This is a genomic window from Micromonospora sp. CA-269861 (genome assembly GCF_050948505.1).
Lineage (GTDB): Bacteria > Actinomycetota > Actinomycetes > Mycobacteriales > Micromonosporaceae > Micromonospora.
Window position 1 is genome coordinate 388,149 of the sequence record NZ_CP192014.1, and the last position, 17,454, is coordinate 405,602.

A 17,454-nucleotide genomic window follows, 5' to 3' on the forward strand; every position below is an offset into this window, starting at 1 on the left:
GTGTTCACGCGCCGGCCCCCGGTGCGTATCCCCGGCCCGGAGCAGGTCGAACGGGTGTGGCATGGTTGATAGCGTGGTGAATCCGGCGGGCGAGCGTTCAGGTGCCTCCGGCTCCGGCGGTCGGCGGGGTCGGGCGAGCACGAGTCAGTTCGGCGCGCTTGGCCTCAGCCTCTCCGATCCCCGTGTCGAGGCGTCCGTGCTCGGTCTGCTGGACACGGTCGAGGTCGAGTTGCGGGCCAGCGTGGCCAGTGCCGACCCGTTCGTCACCGAGGCTGCCCGGCACCTCGTGGAGGCCGGCGGGAAGCGTTTCCGACCGTTGCTGGTGGCGCTCGGCGCCCAGTTCGGTGACCCGACGGGTGCGCAGGTGGTCCCGGCCGCCGTGGTGATGGAGCTCACTCACCTCGCCACCCTCTACCACGACGACGTGATGGACGAGGCCGCCGTCCGCCGGGGCGCGCCGAGCGCGAACTCCCGCTGGACCAACTCGGTCGCCATCCTGGTCGGCGACTACCTCTTCGCCCGCGCGGCGGACATCGCCGCGGACCTGGGCCCCGAGGCGGTCCGGTTGCAGGCGCGCACCTTCGCCCGGCTGGTGCACGGCCAGATCGCGGAGACCGTGGGGCCGCGCGCCGACGATGACCCGGTGACCCACTACCTGCACGTGATCGCCGAGAAGACCGGCTCGCTGATCGCCACGTCGGCCCGGTTCGGCGGCATGTTCGGTGGCGCCGCCCCGGAGCACGTGGAGGCCCTCGCCGGGTACGGCGAGACGATCGGCGTCGCCTTCCAGCTCTCCGACGACCTGCTCGACATCGCCTCCGAGTCGGTGCAGTCGGGCAAGACCCCCGGCACGGACCTGCGCGAGGGTGTCCCGACGCTGCCGGTGCTCTACGCCCGCGAGGCGGACGACTCCGACGCGTCGTCGGTGCGGCTGCGGGAGATCCTGGCGACCGGCCCGTTGACCGACGACGCGCTGCACGCCGAGGCGTTGGGGCTGCTCCGGGAGAGCCCGGCGCTCAAGCGGGCCCGGGAGACCGTGCGCAGCTACGCCGAGGAGGCCCGCGCGCAGCTCGCCCCGCTGCCGCACGGCCCGTCCCGCAGCGCCCTCGAGTCGCTCTGCGACTACATCGCCGACCGCACCAGCTGATCCACGCCCCGGCCCGCTGCGGCGGCGGCGCGGGTCAACAGTCGGCTGCCGACGAGCATGAGGGCGGCGGCGAGCAGCATCGCCACGGCCGCGATGGTCCACATCGTCGGGTAGCCGAGGTGGGCGGCGAGCGGGCCCAGGCTCAGCGGGCCGAGGCAGCCGCCCGCGTACACCCCGGTCTGGGTGATCGAGGTGGCGGCGGCCGGCGACTGTGGGTGGAGCCGGACCACCGCGAAGTTCATCAGGCCGGGCCAGGCCCAGCCCAGGCCGAAGCCGAGCACCACGCCGACCACCAGCGGCACCGAGCCGGTCAACGCGAGTAGGCCCAGCCCGACCGCGCCGACGAGCAGCATCGCGGCGATGAGGGCGATGTGGCCGCTCTCGCGGCGGTCGGCCAACCAGCCGGCGCCCACCCGAGCCGCCACGCAGACTGCGCTGCCCAGGGTCAGAGTGAGGCCGGCGAGGCCCGGCGACAGCCCCGGGCCGCCGCGGAGTCCACCAGGAAGGTGCCCAGCGCGTTGGCCGCGCCGGAGGCCAACGTCGCCGCCGCGCCGATCACCACCAGGGCCGCCGTCGCGCGCCCGGCGCGCGTGGCACCGGCCCGCCGTGTCGCGCCGGGCAACTGCCGGGGTACGGCGGCCAGCGTCGTCAGCGCGGCCACGGCGGCGGCCACGAACGCCCAGCGCCAGCCGGCGGTGAGCGCGATGGTGGGCACGGCCGCCCCGGCCAGCAGGGTGGAGACCGGGATGGCGGCCTGCTTGACACCGAACGACAGCCCCTGCCGCCGGGCCGGCACGTGCTGGGCCAGCGCGGCGTTGCTGGCCAATTGGCCGAGCGCGTTCGCGGCGGCGCTGAGCGCCAGCAGGCCGACCAGCACCGGGTACGACCGGGCGAACGCGGCCACGGCCAGCATTGACCCGGCGGCCAGCAGGATGCCGCAGCGGGCGACCAGAGCCGGCCCGTACCGTTCGACCAGGCGGCCGGACGGCACCGAGGCCAGCGCGCTGACCCCGAAGTAGACGGAGACGGCCAGGCCCAGACCGGCAGGCGAGAAACCGAGGTCGGTGCCCATCTGCACGGCGAGACCGCCGAGCAGGAAGACCGGGAGTACGCAGGCCACCGTGGTGACGACTGCGCCGACGCTGGCCCGGACCGGGCGGGGTCGGGCGGTCGCCGGATCGGGGGTGATTGAGGTGTCGGTCATCGTTCGGCAAACCTACGCGAGCCACGCTCAGAGCACTCCTGGTGACCGGCGGGGCACAAGCTGTGGATGGTGATCTGGCATCCTCGACCCGAACAGGCATTTCGCACCGGGCCTGTTTTTCATATGGTGTAAGTCCCCGGCGGCGGAGGTGGTTGTGCGCGACCCCTTGGCAGAACCTTCGGACCTGATTCGCAGCGTGTCCCGAGCGCTACGGGTGCTGGAGTCGGTCGGTCGCGCCCCGAAGGGCCTGACCGTCAAGCAGATCGCCCGGCGCTGCGAGCTGACCGTGGCCACGACCTACCACCTCGTCCGCACCCTCGCCTACGAGGGCTACGTGATCCGTCGCGAGGACGGCACGTACATCGTGGGGTTGGAGGTGGCCGACCGGTACCGGGAGCTGGTGACGGCGTTCCGGGGCCCGCCGGCGGTCGGTGAGACGCTGCGGCGGGCCGCCCTGGACACCGGCTACAGCCACTACCTCGGTCGGTTCGTCGGCGGCCAGGTGGCCCTCACCGCGGTCGCCGAGGGGCACCGCTCGCCCTACCTGGAGGACCTGGTCCCCGGCTTCGACGAGGGCGCGCACGCGACGGCTCTCGGCAAGTCGCTGCTCGCCACCCTCACCACCGACCAGCGCTACCGCTATCTGCGCGAGTACGGCATGCGTCCGTTCACCACCGCCACGCTGACCACCACCGAGAGTTTCGAGGCGGACCTGGCCGCCGGCGACCGGCGCGGCATGCAGTTGGAGATGGGGCAGTTCCGGCAGGGAGTGGCCTGCGCCGCGGTGCTCGTCGCGCCGGACAAGGACATGGAACGCCGTGTCGTGCTGGCCTGCGCGCTGCCGGCCAGCGAGATGATGACCTCCGCCCGGGTGGTACGCGCCAAGCTGCTCACAGTGGCCCGCAGCGTCGCCGACGGCATCGCCGCCGACAACTGACCGCCGCAACGCCGAGAGGCCCTCTCCCGGGCTGGGAGAGGGCCTCTCTGGGTGGTCCAGCGCCAGACCACCGGAACAACGTCAGCGGCCGCTCGGCCGCGCGGACGACCTCAGCTGCCCACCGGGCCGCCGTCGAGGCGCCAGGTGACCACCACGCCCGGCTTGGCGTAGTCGCCGTCCGGCCAGTTCGAGGCCGGGTTCTCCACCGAGGCCCCGGTGATCTCGCCCGGGTGCTGCACCGCGACGAAGACCGAGCGGTTGTCGCCGGTGATGAACGGGCCGCAGGTCTCCGCGCCGAGCGGCACGGTCAGGAACTGCTTGAGGTGACCCCGCTCCGGGCCCTCCACGGCCACTGCGAACAGGCCGTCGTTGCTGCCCAGCGCGTTGCCGTCGGTGGAGATCCAGAGGTTGCCGGTGGCGTCGAAGGCGACGTTGTCCGGGCAGGAGATCGGGGAGACCTTGGCCTTGTCGTACCCGGCGAAGAAGGTCGACGGGTCGGTCGGGTCGCCGCAGACGATCGGCAGCGACCAGGCGAACGTCTCCGAGGTGTTGTCGTTGCGGTCCTCGACCAGCTCCAGGATCTGCCCGTGCTTATTGGCGTTGCGCGGGTTGGCCTCGTCCGCCTTCGGGTTGCTGCCGACACCACGGTTGGTGTTGTTGGTCAGCGCGACGTACACCTTGCCGGTGAGCAGGCTCGGCTCGACGTCCTCGGGGCGGTCCATCTTGGTCGCGCCGACCTTGTCACCGGCGAGCCGGGTGAAGGTGAGCACGTCCGCGGCGGTCATCCCGTCGACGAACGACCGGTTGCCGCTGACCAGCTTGATCCAGCGGCCCCGGCCGTTGAACGCGCCGTCGGTGGGGAGCTTGCCCGAGCCGTCGATCTCGGTGGCGCTGGTCTGGTCGAGCTTCGCCACGTAGAGCGTGCCGGACTCCAGCAGGGTCAGGTTGTGCTTACGGGCAGCCCAGGAGTTGCCCTTCATGAACTTCTTGTCCGAGACGAACTTGTAGAGGTAGTCGAACCGCTCGTCGTCGCCCATGTACGCGACCACGTGGCCGTCCTTCGCGACGATCACGTTGGCGCCCTCGTGCTTGAACCGGCCCATCGCGGTGTGCTTGCGCGGGCGGCTCTCCGGGTCGAACGGGTCGATCTCGACGACCCAGCCGAACCGGTGTGCCTCGTTGGGGTGCTTCGCCAGGTCGAAGCGCTCGTCCGCGCGCTCCCACTTGCGGCTGCCGCTCGGGTACCGGCTGGCGGTGCTGATGCCGTAGCGGTCCAGCTTCGGCTTCAGCTCGGCCGGGACGGCGTCGGCGCCGACGAAGTACTGGTTGAAGTTCTCCTCGCCGGAGAGCACGGTGCCCCACGGGGTCACGCCACCGGCGCAGTTGTTCAGCGTGCCGACGACAGTGCGGCCCCTGGGGTCGGCGGCGGTCTTCAGCCAGGCCGAGCCGGCAGCCGGGCCGGTCAGGTCGAACTTGGTGCTCAGGGCGGTGACCCGCCGGTTGTACGGCCGCGGACCCTTGTCGACAGGCTTCCACTGCCCGGTGCCCGCCACCCGCTCAAGCTCCACCACGGACATGCCGTGCGCGGCCATGGCGGTGCGCAGCTGCTCCACGGAGAGCCCGTCCAGGCCGGGGAAGCCCGGGAACATCAGGTCCTCGTTCGTGTACTCGTGGTTGACCACGAGAAGCGCCCGCTTGCCCTGCTTGTCCAGCGGCAGCACGCCCACGAAGTCGTTGTTGTAGCCGAACTGCTTGGACTGCGCGGCGGCGGTCTGGTGGTGCAGGTTGAACTCCGGCGCGCCCGGCAGCACCGGGTCACCCCACTTGATCACCACGGCGTGGTCGTAGCCGTTCGGCACGACCAGGGTGTCCAGCTTGTTCGGTGGGATCGGCTTGAAGGTCAGCGCGCCGCTGCCGACCCCGGTGCTGGGACGGCCGAAACCGAAGGCCTCCGGGACGTCCGGGGTGGCCGGGGCCGCCACGGCCGGGGCCGCGCCGGCGAGCGCGCCGGCCGCCGCGCCGCCGAAACCGAGCACCAGCGCGCCGACCGCGCCGGCCCGGACCACGCCACGCCGCGACACCTCGGCGTTCACCACATCGCCGAAGTACGCGTTGTCCGAGGTGTTCGGGACCGGGTGGTCACACGCGTTTCCGCACCGGTACAGACAGGTCATGGCGTCACGGGTGCCATGGCGGGTGCCGTTCAACAGGGGGAGCAGCCGGGGACGGTCGCTCATGGGAGAGGCCTCCAGAGAAGTCGGTGGCACGACAGGCGGCGTACCAGCCGGACGCTAGGAGGACGTGGTGAGCGCTCGTCGGCCACGATGTGAACCGGGCATGAACACATTCGTGGGTGGCAACCACCACGCAGCCGGTCTGACCTCGGTCTGAACCGATCGGCGTGACGGCACGTATTCCCGAGCGGACGCACCGCCGGACGCGCGCCGGAAGCGAGGAGACCGCCATCAGCGACCACGACGCCCAACTGCTGCGCGCGCTGCACGACGAGCACGCGGAGGCGCTGTACGCCCATGCCCTGCGGCTGGTCAACGGGGACCGGCAGCGGGCCGAGGACCTGGTGCAGGAGACGCTGCTGCGGGCCTGGCGACATCCGGAGTCACTCGACCCGACGCGCGGCTCGGTGCGGTCCTGGCTGTTCACCACCGCCCGCAACCTGGCCATCGACGCCTGGCGGCGGCGATCCACCCGGGTCGGCGAGGTGTTCACCGACGATCTGCCCGAACCACCCGAGGTGATCGACGAGGCCGAACGGGCGGTGGAGGCGTGGACCGTCGCCGAGGCCCTCAACCGGCTCAGCCCGACCCACCGCGAGGTGCTTGTCGAGTGCTTCTACCAGGGGCGGTCGGTGGCCGAGGCGGCGTCCCGTCTGGGCGTACCGCCAGGGACCGTGAAATCCCGGACCCACTACGCGCTGCGGTCTCTACGTTTGGTCCTGGCCGAGATGGGGGTGACGGGATGACCCGGTGCGAGTTCGCGTACGACGACGGCGCGTACGTGCTGGGAGCCCTGGCACCCGCCGAGCGGGCCGCCTACGAGCGGCACCTCGGCGGCTGCGCCTCGTGCCGGGAGGCGGTCGCCGAGATCGCCGTCCTGCCCGGGTTGCTCGGGCGCCTCGACCCGGCCGGGTTGGAGCAGATCCTGCCGCCGCCGGCCCCGCCCCGGGTGCCCGCGCTGCTCGACGAGGCCCGCCAGCGCCGGCGTCGGGAACGCTCCGCGGACCGGCGACGGTACGCGCTGACCACACTGGCCGCCGCCGGGCTGGCGCTGCTGGTCGGTGTGGGCGCCGCCGTGGCGCTGCCTCGACAGGTCAGCCCTTCCGGGCCCCCGGCGCGCAGGGCACGCCGGGTCCGCAGGTGTCGATGGTCGCCATGCGACCGGTGGCCGCCGCCGGGCCGGTGCACGCCGACCTCGGGCTGACCGGCACCAAGTGGGGCACCGAGGTGACCATGCGCTGCGGGTACGACGCGCGGACGAGCTACGGCAAGGCGTACCCGTTCCGGCTGGTGGCGCGCGGCCCGAACGGCGCCACCGAGCAGATCGGCTCCTGGCTGGCGGCCCCCGGCGACGACCTCAGCTTCACGGGCGCCACGCGGTTCACCGACGCCGAACTGGTGAGCGTGGAGCTCCAGAAAGCCGACGGCACCCCCCTCCTCACCTACGCCGTCCCCTGACCAGCCCGGGGCGGGGTTACGGGGTCGGGACGGGGGTGGGGAGCGGGGTGGACCGACGGGACCGGCGCGTTCGACGGGAAGTTTGGACGGCGTCGGCGGTGAAGACGATCAGGGCCAGCCAGACCAGTGCGAAGCCGGCCAGCCGGGCCGGAGGCATGGGCTCGTGGAAGATCAGCACACCGAAGCCGAGCTGGAGGGTCGGCGTCAGGTACTGGATCGTGCCGAGGCTGCTCAGGGGCAGTCGGTTGGCCGCCCCGGCGAACAGCAGCAGCGGAATCGCCGTGGCCGCGCCGGCCAGCACCAGCAGCGCGGTGTGTCCGGCCGAGACGTGCCCGAAGGTCAGGTCGGCCTTCGCCGTCAACCAGGCGAGGTAACCGAGCGCCGGCAACGCCAGCACCGCCGATTCGACGAAGAGCCCCTCGGCCGCCGGCAGCCCGAGCCGCTTCTTGACCAGGCCGTAGCCGGCGAAGCTGAACGCCAGGGTCAGTGCCAGCCAGGGCAGCCGGCCGTAGTCCACGGTGAGTACCACGACCGCCGACGCGCCGATCCCGAGCGCCACCCACTGCGCCGGGCGTAGCCGCTCCCGCAGCACCGCCACCCCGAGCAGCACCACGACCAACGGGTTGATGAAGTAGCCGAGCGCGGTCTCCACCACCCGGTCGGAGTTGACCCCGTAGATGTAGGTGCCCCAGTTGACAGCGATCAGCGCGGCGGCGGCGACGATCCCCGCCACCGCCCAGGGACGGCGCAGCAGCGCCCGCAGGAAGCCGATGTTGCGCAGCGCCGCCAGCAGCAGGGCCACGAAGACCACCGACCAGACGATCCGGTGGGCCAGGATCTCCAGCGGGCCGGCGGGTCGCAACAGCTTCAGGTAGAGCGGGAAGAAACCCCAGAGCAGGTACGCGCCGAGGCCGTAGAGGTATCCCAGGCGGAGTGGCGTCACGCCTCCACCGTAAGGGGCGTAGCGCTGCTTTGTTCCTTTCCGGTGATCGGGGTCACCGGGGGTCGCCGGTCCAGCTGCATCCACCGCTCGGGCACGTCCAGCGGCGTGAAGCCCACCCGCGCGTACACCTGGTGTGCGTCGTTGGTGCAGAGCAGGATCCGGCGTACGCCAAGCTCGGCCAGGTGGTCGCGGACCGCGCCGGCCAGCCGCCCGCCCAGCCCGCGACCCCGGGCGGCGCGGTCGACGTACACGTCGCAGAGCCAGGCGAAGGTGGCGCGGTCCGTGACGACCCGGGCCACCGCCACCTGGCGGCCGTCCTCCGGCCGGTAGACGCCGAACGGCAGTGAGCCGGCGAACGCCCGCTCGGTGGCCTCCCGGTCCCGTCCGAGCGCCCAGTACGCGTCGGTGGACAACCAGTGGTGCACGAGGTCCAGATCGATGCGCGCCGGATCGGTGCTGAGCAGGTAACCGTCGGGGTAGGTGAGTGCGAACATGCCGCGACGCTAACCGTCGGGGTGGGCGCTCAGACCGGCCAATTCCCGAACTCTGGTCACCGGCCCGCCCGGGGCCCCGGCCGAGGTCGGAGCCCCGGGCGGGGCCGGGGTCGGTGCTGGCTTGTCGCCTGTCAGTCCCGGTCGAGGACGGCGCCGAGGATCCAGGTCACGATGCTCACGAAGAGGGCGCCGAGCACGGCTGCCGGCCAGAAACCGTCCACCGAGAACGGCAGCCCGGCCTGGTCGGCGATCCAGCTGGTGAGCAGGAACAGCAGCCCGTTCACCACCAGGGCGATGAGGCCCAGGGTCAGCAGGTAGAAGCCACAGCCGACGGTCTTGATGATCGGCTGGAGAACCGCGTTGACCACACCGAAGATCACCGCCACCAGGAGCAGCGTGGTCACCGTCTCGGTGGCCGAGTTCGAATCCAGGGAGATGCCCGGGATGAGGAGCGTGGCCAGCCAGAAAGCCAGAGCTGTGCTGGCCAGCCGGATCAGCAGACCTTTCAGAAAACCCATGGCGGGGATCGTGCCACGGACCACGCACCGGCGTAACCCGGCAACGGGCATCCCGATGGATCAGCCGCGGGTGGGCGGCCCGATCAGTTGCGCCTCGATCGGAGTGGGGGAGAGCAGTGCCCAGCGCAGGGCTCGGCGGTTGACCACGGCCACCATGTCCTCCCGGATCCTGGTCAGCCACTCGGCGGAGCCGCCCAGCCCCAGCGCGGTGCCGGCCAGGGTGGCCTCGGCGGAGGTCAGTGGCTGGAGCAGCGCCAGGTCGGCCCGGCTCAACGCGTCCACATCGGCCGGGGTCAGCTCGCCGCGTACCACCAGGGTCGCCCGCCACGGCGGGCCCGGCGCGGCCTCGGCCGGCACCGGCCCGGCGTCGACGACCAGCAGCAGCGGACGCAGCGCGGTGCCCACCCCGTCGGCGACCGCCCGACCGGGCGGGAGCAACGGGATCGTGCCACCCGGCGCGCCAACCCCTCGGACGAACGGCTCCCAGGCGCGTGGCCGGGCGGTCTGCACCACCACCAGAGCGCCGAGTGCCAGCGCGCGCAGGGCCACCAGCTGAGCTGCGCGCACCCCCCCGACCAGCAGCACGCGGGTGCTCTCCGGCCGGAACAGTCGCACGGTGACGGCTCGGCCGTGCCGGTTGGTGCCGACCATCATCCCCGCGTCGCCCAGGGACAGCTCCCAGTCGTCCACCGCTGCGCCGGGCCGCGCCCCGGACGCCGTTGGGCGGGGCTGCGCCCCGGGTGCCGTCAGGGCCAACGGCAACGTGGTGGCCAGCCCGCTCAGGTGAGCGCCGTCGAGCCGTCGCAGCTTGCCGCCCAGGTCGGTCACCAGGCGGATCAGCGCCTCGGTGGCCGTCGCCAACTCGGTCGCCGTCCCGGCCGCCAGGCGTACGGTCAGCTCGGTCGGCACTCCCGTGGTCGCCGACGGGCCCGACGACATCGACGTCGTCGGCAACGGACCTGAGCAGATCGACACCGTCGTGGCCGTCGCCGGCAGCGCCAGCAGGCGGGGCACCAGCCGGCGTGCCGCCGCAGCGCCCGCGTCGGGCCACTGGATCAGTCGGAAGGTGGCCTGAACCAGGGTGCCGGACCGGATCGCCGGCCAGGACTCCCGGACCGGCTCGCCGTCGTGGTGGGCCAGCTCGGCCAGCACGCGCAGCGCCGCGGGCACCCCCAGTGGCCGCGCGGCCAACGACCCGAGCCGGCGGACGATCCGGCGGACCGTGCCGGCGAGTACGCGACGCAGGTCCTCCTCGGACCAACCGTTCACCCGCAGCACCCGGACCGCCACCACCGCCCGTTCGCGCCCGGCGAGCCGCCCGTCGGTGAGCTGCCGGTACGACGTACCGACAGTGCCAGCGGCGCCCGGCACCGGTGCCGGTGCACCGGCGAGCAGCAGTTGGACCAGCAGCGGGGGTAGGTCCGGCCCGGCCGGGGAGAGCAACGCGGCCGGGGCGGGGATCGCCTGGGACGCGTCGCCCAGCAGGTCGCCCGGGTCGCCCAGCTCCAGCAGTGCGACCATGCCCGCGGTGTCCTCGAGCACTGCCGCCGGCCCGCCGGTCAGCTCGGTCGAGCGGACGACGGTGCCCGGAGCGACCAGGTCGAGCAGGTCGGCGGCTCCGGCCGGCCCGGTCAGCGCGCGGCGGCGGGCGAGGTGCCCGATGGCGGTGCCCAGCCACTCGAAGAGCCACCGGCCCCGGACCGGCACCCAGGCGGCCGCCACCAGCAGCACTGCCACCAGTACCGCCGCCGCCACGACCGGTGCGGATCGGCCGAGGGCGACGAGGACGAGCGCCGCCGCGACCTGTGCGGTGACGAGCTGGCCGGCTCGCGCTCCCGCGCCCACCCGACGGCCTAGTGCGGCCCAGCGCCGCACCGGCGACCGGCGAGCGGGGGCGCGCTGGTCGGCCGACCCGGGGCCGGTTGGTCGACCCGGCCCGATCGCCCGTGCGGAGGCGTCTGCCGCGGACCCGACCGGCGTCGGTGGGTGCGGCCCTCCGGTGGTGATCGCCGGCACCGTGCCTCCTCGACCAGTGGGGACCGGGTCGGGCGGCCGGCCGCCCTCCGGCGGCCCGTCACGCGCCGCGACGTGGCTGCGGCACATCGTAAGCGACCGATGGCCGCCCCGGTTGTCCACAGGGGAAGCCCGTGGGGTAGCAGAACCGCTACGAGGTCGCTACCGTCAGCCACGAAGTCCTTCGCTGACCCGTGTCTCAGTGCTCGACGACCGGGCCAAGCGACGACGCGCCGCCCAGGGTGGGCGCGTCGACGGCCAGGTGCGATCCGAGAGACGAGGTGACGTCCGGGTGTCCCAAACCAAGGCAGAAGCCGCGGTGATGCAGCAGACCGCCGCGAAGTTCGAGCAGGTGGACCAGTCGTTGCAGTCCATGCTGACCGGCCTGCTGGCCGAGCTGGAGGTGTTGCAGCAGGCCTGGCGTGGCGCTGGTGGCCGGTCGTTCGAGCAGGTCAAGCAGCAGTGGTCACAGGACCAGGCGGCGCTGCACCGCGCGCTGCGGGAGACCGCAGGTGCGATCCGCACCGCCGGTCGGCAGTACGACGTGTCCGACGACGAGGTGGCCAGCCGGGTGGCCGGCACCAACCGCGGCGGCATCCAGCTGCCGCTCTGATCCCGCTGGGGAGGGAATCCGATGGACCATGGTGTGCTGGTCGTCAACTTCGCCGCGCTGCAGCAGGCCGGCGCTGACATTCAGAAGGCGTTGAACACCCTCGACACGCAACTCGGCCAACTCGAACGGGACGCCGCCCCGCTGGTGGCGAGCTGGACGGGCGAGGCGCGGCAGGCCTACGAGCAGCGGCAGGCGCGGTGGCGCTCGGCCTCGCAGGACCTGCAGGCGATGCTGCGTGACATCAGGTTGGCGGTGAACGACTCCGCCACCGACTACCTGGACACCGAGAAGAAGAACACCGGGCTGTTCCAGTGAGCGATGTGGGCCGGGAGCGCTGACCGTGTCCGGGTCAGCGCCCCGCCCGCAGCCGGTCGGAGGTCAGGGCCGTGCGCGGGCGGGCTCAGGCCGGGCCGGCCGGGCGCCAGCGTCGACGGGTGCCCCGGGGCGCCACCAGGGCGAGCAGCGTCACGGTGACCGCCGTCATGCCGGCCACCGCGCCGACCAGCAGGGCTCGGTCCCGCGCGGCGGCCCGGCGGGCCTGGCGGGCGAGTTGCGCGGGGTCGGCCTGCTCGTCGGCGAGCGCGGCGACCGGCCGCGTACCGCCCGCACGGCCGCCGCTGGTCTCGGTGACCGCCCGATAGGGGTTCAACACCCCGGCGCCGTACCCGCCGCCGCGGCCCGAGCCCGGAGCTGGATCGGCGGTGGCGATGATCCGCTCCGCCACCTGGGCGGCGGTCAGCTCGGGTCGGTATTCCCGCAGCAACGCGGCGGTGGCGGCCACGAACGGCGCCGCGTAACTGGTGCCTTCGACCCGATGGTGGCCCGCACCGGGTGCGGCGGTCAGCACCGCACTGCCCGGTGCCACCAGGTCGACGTACGGGCCGGTCTGCGAGAAGGTCGCCCGCCCGCCGTCCGCCCCGATCGCGCCCACGCCGAGCACCCCGTCGTAGCCGGCGGGGAACGGTCGGGGGTCCCCGCTGTCGTGCAGGTTGCCGGCGGCGGCCACCAGCACCACGTTCCGGTCAACCGCGTACCGCACTGCCGAACGGACCTCCGGGTCGTCCGCGTACAGCACCACGGACAGGTTCACCACGTCGGCACCATGGTCGACGGCCCATCTGATGGCTCGGGCGAACTCGTCGGCGCTGACCGTACGCCCCGACTCCCGCCCCTGCACCACCTGCTGCTCACTCACTCGCACCGGCAGGATTCGGGCACCCGGTGCCAGGCCGCGGAAGGCGACGTCAGGTCGAGGTGCCGCCGCGATGATGCTCGCCACACCGGTGCCGTGCCCGGCGCAGTCCCGACCGCCGTCCCCGCCGGGGTCGAGCAGATCGGTGCCCGCCAGCACCCGCCCAGCCAGCTGCGGGTGCACCCGGTCCACCCCGGAGTCGACCACCGCGACTGTCACTCCGACGCCGGTGGCCAGCGGCGCGAGCCGCGCGGGGTCGTACCGTTGCTGTGGCCAGGGCGTCGCCGCGACCGGCCGGACGGGGGCGAGTGCTGTCGCGCAGGCAGGTGCCGCCCGGAGCCCGGCGGTGGCGGCGACGGCCGGAAGTGCCGGTACGGTCAACAGGCTGGCGGCCAGACCTGCGAGGACCGGGCGCGTGATCGATCGGGACATCGACACCCTCCGTATCGTGTCGGCTCCGGAACGGGATGTTATCGCCTCCTCCGCGCCCTGACAGGCCGCCGTCGGCCAGCCATTGTGATCTTGGTGCCACCTTGTAGGTTGTACGCGATACCTGTGGCCTGTTCTCGGAAGGGGAGGTGGCCGTGACCGAATGGGAGCCGGCCACGGAGGCCGAGGTGGCGATGCGCGACGCGCTGCGCGCCAACGACCAGGAGCTCTACTTCCGGCTCCTGTCCCGCACCGATGTGCTGCTGCCGGTCTCCGCGCCGACGCAGCCCGGCCAGCCACCCGCCGGATGGGGCACCTGGACCACCGGCGGCCGGACCCATGTCCTGGCCTTCACCTCCGCCGCCGCACTGCGGGCCTGCCTCGGCGATCACGCCGGCAGCAACCGACGCATCCCCTTCGCCGATCTCGCGGCCAGCTGGCCCAACCACGAGTGGTGGCTCGCCGTCAATCCGGGTCTGCCGGTCGAGGGTTACCTGCCGGCCTGGTTCGTGTCGCAGCTGTCCCGAGGCGACGTCCGGCTGCCCGGCCGTGCCATGGGTGCCCGCGCTCGCCTGGAACGGGCCGAGACGTTGGCCCGCACCCGGCCCGGCATGCCACCTCGCGACGCCGCGCCAGCCGCTGGATCGCCTCCGGCGACGGGGGCGTTCTCGTCCGGGCCCGACCCGGGTCCGGCTGCTCCGATCTCGCCCCGGAGGCCGCCCCGGGTGGGTGCCCCGTCGGTGCCGGGCCCGGCACCCCGGCCACCCGTCCCCGCCGAGCCGCCGCGTCGACCCGCCGAGGACGACCTGCCCGCCGCCGGTCAGCGGCACCCGACCGAGCCGCCCCGGCCCGCGCCGGTCAGCGGAGCCCTGCCCCGCAGTGGGCGGCCGTCCCGGTTCACTCCGTTGGCGTCCACCGGCCCTGCCACCGATCAGCCCGGGCCGAGCGTGGGCTGGCCGGCAGCGACCCGGCCGGGCGACGTCGACGGCCCCGCCGCGGGTAACGGCAACGGTGGTCCCCAGGCGGCACCTCGGCGCTCCTTCTTCGACCCCAGCCCGACCCGGGAACCGGCCCCCGGCGGAGGTCGTCCCGGTGACCGGGCGGCCCCGCCGACCCGGTTCGGGCGAGGCAGCCAGCCCTTCCCTCGCCGCCGCCCAGCCGATGCACCGGCCGACGAGACCGCAACGCGGGCCTTTCCGATGGCGGCGGATCCGGCAGCCACCCAGCCGATGGGTCGGCCGGAGGGTCGCCTCGGCGCGTCCCGGCCGGAGGGTCGCCTCGGCGCGTCCCGTGGGATGGGCGTACCGCCGTCCGGCGAGGAGATCACCCAGCCGTTGCCTCCGCGCCGGCACAACCCGCTGGCCGAGGAGCCCACTCGCGCGTTCCGGATGACCGGTGAGCCCCCACGTGCCGGCACGCCTGGGCGGCCCGCCCCTTCGGCGGAGCAGACCCAGGCGATCCCCCAGGACCGGCCGGGCCGGTTCGGGCCGGCGGACGATCTGCCGGCGTCCGTCGCGGAACCGGTCTCCGGGCCGCCCGCGCCGCGTCGCGGCTTCACGCCCATCGTCATCGAGGGCACCATCATCGAGTCCCGTGACCTCACCGACCCGGTCGAGAGCAGCGCGCCGGTCGAGGCGCCCCGCCGGCCCAGCCCCGCCGAGGCCGCCCCGCCGCTGTTCGGATCGGCGCCCCCGACCCGGGCCTGTTCGGCCCGTCGTCGGTCAGCCCGCCCGGGCCCGCGTCGTTCGACCCCGGTCCGCCCACCCCGGGCCCGTCCACTCCGCAGCCCAGCGGTCCGACCGAGGTCGGCCATCCCGGTCTGGGCGGACTGCGGACCGACGACCAGCTCGGTGCCGATCACGCCGAAAGTGGTGGTTCGTCGGTCCGCCTGACCGGTACGGACCGGGCCGGCAGCGGCGAGAGCCTGTTCGCGAGCGACGGCCCGCACCCGCCGGCCGACGAGCCGGCGCCGATCGAGTTCGAGCCGGCCAACACTGTCGAGGAGGACCTGCTCAGCGCCGCCGGCTCCGGCAGCACCGACACGTTCCTGTCGACCCTGCTGCTGGCCCGGGTGCTGCTGCCGGCGGCACCGGACTCGGCGCGGGGAAGCCGCCCGGGGGACCCCGGCTTCGTCTGGCGAACCGGGCAGCTCGACGGCGAGACGTACGTGGTGGTCTACACGTCGGCGGAGCGCCTCGCCGACCACGTCGAGGGAGACGTCGACACGGTCCGGGTGAAGTTCGCCCAACTGATCAGGCGCTGGCCCGACGAGGACTGGTCGTTCGCCGTCAACCCCGGCACGCCTGTCGGTGCCAAGTTGCCCGGCGAGCAGATCGTCGCGTTGGCCAACTGGGCCGCCGAGGTGGGGCTCGGCGACGACCTGGAGGTGGACCAGGAGGAGGCGCCGGCCGCGGCCGAGCCCACCGCCCGCCCCCGGTACGCCCCCGCGGCGGTCGACCCCACCCGGCCGACGGTCATGCAGAAGGCGATCGCGCCCAGCCAGCTCGCGTACTACCTGGATCGTGGGTACGACCGGGTGTCCGGGTTCGTGCACCGGGCCGGTGAGCTGTCCCACCTGACCACACCGGCCCAGCTGCACGACGCGCTCGGCCTCAGCTACCCCGGCTCACCGTTCGCCCCGGACGCCGAGGAGATCTACGTTCTGCGCTGGCCGGCGCACCGGCCGAGCCTCTACCGCATCCCGTACGGCGGTCAGAACGAGCCGGCGATGCGGGCCATGGAGGGCTGGGTCATCGAACGCCCGCCGTTCCGCGGCAACGGCTTCGCCCCGGGCGAGAGCAGCGACGTGGTGGCGGAGTTCAAAGTGGACAGCGCACGCCTGCCGCACGGCGCGCAGCTCTGGCGGATCGGCGCGGACGGCACCGAGCGGGTGGTCGCGGAGTTGGACACCGACTCGGTCACCTGGCGACGGGTCGGGGAGGCGTGATGCGCGACGGCTACGTGGCCCGTTGGCAGGGCCGGGAATACCAGGCCAGCCCGGACGGCGACGACATCCGCCTCTACCAACCAGAGCCGGGCGAGGGCTTCGAGGAGGTCCGCGCGGGCCGCTACGTCCGGGTCCTGCCGGCGAGCGAGATCGAGGATCTGGCGTACGTGCGGACCACCTGCACCTGGCAGGGGCAGCCGTTCATCGTGCTCGGCGAGCACGACGCCTGGCTGCGGGTGGAGTACACAGGTGGTCGCTGGCCGGTGGCCGAGGCGATGCGGCTGGAGGTCTTCGACTTCGGCGTCTACCAGGGTTGGGCACCGGCCGCCGAGGTCACCGACCTACGGGAGCAGCGGGTCTGACAGGTCAGGTCTTCGCCCACCGCAGGATCTCGCCGAGCACCAGCTCCGGTGCCTCCAGGTGCGGGAAGTGCCCCACCCCGTCGAGCAGTCGCCACTCGTACGGGGCGACGACGTACCGGCCGGAGCCCAGAGCGGTCCGGGGCAGGGAGGCGGTGTCCAGGGCGCCGTGCAGTTGCAGGGTCGGGGTGGACAGCGGCTTCTGCATCAGGCGGACGAACCGGTAGCCGTGCAGCCGCAGCAGCGAGCGGAACGCCCAGCGGTAACCCTCCAGCGCGCAGAACGCGGCCTGCGGGATGCACATCGCCTCCCGGCACCGCTCGGCGTACGCCTCGAAGTCCGGCCCGGCCACCCACTGTGGGCCGCCCCAGCGACGCATGATCTCGGCGACGGCCGCCGCGCCGTCGCGGGTCAGCACGTGCTCGTAGCGGGGTAGCTGGAACTTCAACGCCGGGGTGGAGGCGGTGAACTGCCCGCGCGGGTCGGCGAAGATGGCGGCGCGCAGTCGCAGCGGGTGCGGTGCCCCCAGCACCACGAGCCGGCGGACCAGGGACGGGTGGAACGAGGCCACCGTCCAGGCCACCATTCCACCGAGGCCGCTGCCGACGATCGTCGCGGACCGTTCGCCGAGCGCGCGGATCAGCCCGGCGATGTCGGCGGCGAGGGTGTAGCCGTCGTACCCCCGGGGTGGTTTGTCGCTGGCCCCGTAGCCACGCAGGTCGACGGCGACCGCCCGGAAGCCGGCGTCGGCGACCGCCGGCAGCATCTGGTGCCAGGCCCACCAGTGCTCGGGGAAGCCGTGCAGGAAGAGCACCATCGGCCCGGTGCCGGCCTCGACCACGTGGAACCGGCTGCCGTTGGCGCCGACGAAACGGTGCGTCCACGGCCCCTCGGTGAGGACACAGGACTCGTCGACGGCCCCGCCGCGCTGGTCGGTCATGGCAGACAGCCTAGGACCCGGATGTC

General features: G+C 73.4%; 16 protein-coding genes and 2 pseudogenes. 10 read left to right on the forward strand and 8 right to left on the reverse strand.

The features are described from left to right. Positions 1-61: 61 nt before the first annotated feature. Positions 62-1,147, forward strand: a complete 1,086-nt coding sequence (locus tag ACQP0U_RS01860; protein ID WP_433315203.1) for a polyprenyl synthetase family protein — start codon at positions 62-64, stop codon at positions 1,145-1,147. Here the strand turns inward: ACQP0U_RS01860 and ACQP0U_RS01865 are convergent. Continuing rightward, positions 1,123-2,351: pseudogene (locus ACQP0U_RS01865) on the reverse strand (MFS transporter). The gene ACQP0U_RS01860 and the pseudogene ACQP0U_RS01865 overlap by 25 nt on opposite strands. Before the next feature lie 154 nt (positions 2,352-2,505). Here ACQP0U_RS01865 and ACQP0U_RS01870 point away from each other — a divergent pair. Further along, on the forward strand, positions 2,506-3,288 hold the full coding sequence (locus ACQP0U_RS01870; protein ID WP_238660324.1) for an IclR family transcriptional regulator: 783 nt from the start codon (positions 2,506-2,508) through the stop codon (positions 3,286-3,288). A 110-nt stretch (positions 3,289-3,398) separates the two neighbouring features. Here the strand turns inward: ACQP0U_RS01870 and ACQP0U_RS01875 are convergent, their stop codons facing one another. Beyond that, the gene (locus ACQP0U_RS01875; protein ID WP_433315204.1) at positions 3,399-5,525 is read right to left on the reverse strand and encodes a PhoX family protein; all 2,127 of its coding nucleotides are present in this window, start codon (positions 5,523-5,525) and stop codon (positions 3,399-3,401) included. Positions 5,526-5,773: 248 nt separating this feature from the next. Here ACQP0U_RS01875 and ACQP0U_RS01880 point away from each other — a divergent pair, with 248 nt between their 5' ends. Genes ACQP0U_RS01880 through ACQP0U_RS01890 form a run of 3 tightly spaced genes read left to right on the forward strand, consistent with a single transcriptional unit; the run spans position 5,774 to position 6,980 of the window. After that, positions 5,774-6,268, forward strand: coding sequence for a sigma-70 family RNA polymerase sigma factor (locus ACQP0U_RS01880; protein WP_433320547.1), 495 nt, complete (start codon positions 5,774-5,776; stop codon positions 6,266-6,268). Continuing rightward, positions 6,265-6,726, forward strand: a complete 462-nt coding sequence (locus ACQP0U_RS01885; protein WP_433315206.1) for an anti-sigma factor family protein — start codon at positions 6,265-6,267, stop codon at positions 6,724-6,726. The genes ACQP0U_RS01880 and ACQP0U_RS01885 overlap by 4 nt, the downstream gene beginning before the upstream one ends. After that, positions 6,678-6,980 carry a hypothetical protein gene (locus tag ACQP0U_RS01890; RefSeq protein WP_433315208.1) on the forward strand — a complete coding sequence of 101 codons (303 nt, stop codon included), beginning with the start codon at positions 6,678-6,680 and terminating at the stop codon, positions 6,978-6,980. The genes ACQP0U_RS01885 and ACQP0U_RS01890 overlap by 49 nt, the downstream gene beginning before the upstream one ends. 16 nt (positions 6,981-6,996) lie before the next feature. On the opposite strand, the gene rarD is transcribed toward ACQP0U_RS01890, so the two are convergent. From rarD to eccE, 4 genes are all read right to left on the reverse strand, one after another. After that, positions 6,997-7,923 (reverse strand): EamA family transporter RarD, encoded by a 927-nt coding sequence (gene rarD, locus ACQP0U_RS01895; protein WP_433315209.1) that lies wholly within the window; start codon positions 7,921-7,923, stop codon positions 6,997-6,999. Then, complete coding sequence (locus ACQP0U_RS01900; protein WP_433315211.1) at positions 7,920-8,417, reverse strand: GNAT family N-acetyltransferase; 498 nt, start codon at positions 8,415-8,417, stop codon at positions 7,920-7,922. The genes rarD and ACQP0U_RS01900 overlap by 4 nt, the downstream gene beginning before the upstream one ends. A 131-nt stretch (positions 8,418-8,548) precedes the next feature. Beyond that, positions 8,549-8,935 carry a phage holin family protein gene (locus tag ACQP0U_RS01905; protein ID WP_091395522.1) on the reverse strand — a complete coding sequence of 129 codons (387 nt, stop codon included), beginning with the start codon at positions 8,933-8,935 and terminating at the stop codon, positions 8,549-8,551. A 60-nt stretch (positions 8,936-8,995) separates the two neighbouring features. Further along, positions 8,996-11,038, reverse strand: coding sequence for a type VII secretion protein EccE (gene eccE / locus ACQP0U_RS01910; protein WP_433315213.1), 2,043 nt, complete (start codon positions 11,036-11,038; stop codon positions 8,996-8,998). Positions 11,039-11,240: 202 nt separating this feature from the next. Between eccE and ACQP0U_RS01915 the strand changes: the two genes are divergently transcribed. Together ACQP0U_RS01915 and ACQP0U_RS01920 are read left to right on the forward strand one after the other, a co-directional pair. Continuing rightward, positions 11,241-11,561, forward strand: a complete 321-nt coding sequence (locus tag ACQP0U_RS01915; RefSeq protein WP_030334170.1) for a WXG100 family type VII secretion target — start codon at positions 11,241-11,243, stop codon at positions 11,559-11,561. Between the two features lie 21 nt (positions 11,562-11,582). Beyond that, positions 11,583-11,876: a WXG100 family type VII secretion target gene (locus ACQP0U_RS01920; protein WP_433315215.1), complete on the forward strand. Its 294-nt coding sequence runs from the start codon at positions 11,583-11,585 to the stop codon at positions 11,874-11,876. An 85-nt stretch (positions 11,877-11,961) separates the two neighbouring features. Here the strand turns inward: ACQP0U_RS01920 and mycP are convergent, their stop codons facing one another. Further along, the gene (gene mycP / locus ACQP0U_RS01925; RefSeq protein ID WP_433315217.1) at positions 11,962-13,185 is read right to left on the reverse strand and encodes a type VII secretion-associated serine protease mycosin; all 1,224 of its coding nucleotides are present in this window, start codon (positions 13,183-13,185) and stop codon (positions 11,962-11,964) included. A gap of 152 nt (positions 13,186-13,337) precedes the next feature. On the opposite strand from mycP, the pseudogene ACQP0U_RS01930 reads away from it, so the two are divergent. The 3 genes and pseudogenes from ACQP0U_RS01930 to ACQP0U_RS01940 form a co-directional block, all read left to right on the forward strand. Next, positions 13,338-14,786, forward strand: a pseudogene (locus ACQP0U_RS01930) (SseB family protein); the annotation flags it as partial. Between the two features lie 467 nt (positions 14,787-15,253). After that, positions 15,254-16,129 carry an SseB family protein gene (locus ACQP0U_RS01935; RefSeq protein WP_433315219.1) on the forward strand — a complete coding sequence of 292 codons (876 nt, stop codon included), beginning with the start codon at positions 15,254-15,256 and terminating at the stop codon, positions 16,127-16,129. Further along, positions 16,126-16,491 (forward strand): hypothetical protein, encoded by a 366-nt coding sequence (locus ACQP0U_RS01940; protein WP_030486287.1) that lies wholly within the window; start codon positions 16,126-16,128, stop codon positions 16,489-16,491. The genes ACQP0U_RS01935 and ACQP0U_RS01940 overlap by 4 nt, the downstream gene beginning before the upstream one ends. A gap of 4 nt (positions 16,492-16,495) precedes the next feature. Here ACQP0U_RS01940 and ACQP0U_RS01945 read toward each other — a convergent pair whose 3' ends face one another. Next, positions 16,496-17,428, reverse strand: coding sequence for an alpha/beta fold hydrolase (locus tag ACQP0U_RS01945; protein ID WP_433315221.1), 933 nt, complete (start codon positions 17,426-17,428; stop codon positions 16,496-16,498). Positions 17,429-17,454 lie beyond the last annotated feature (26 nt).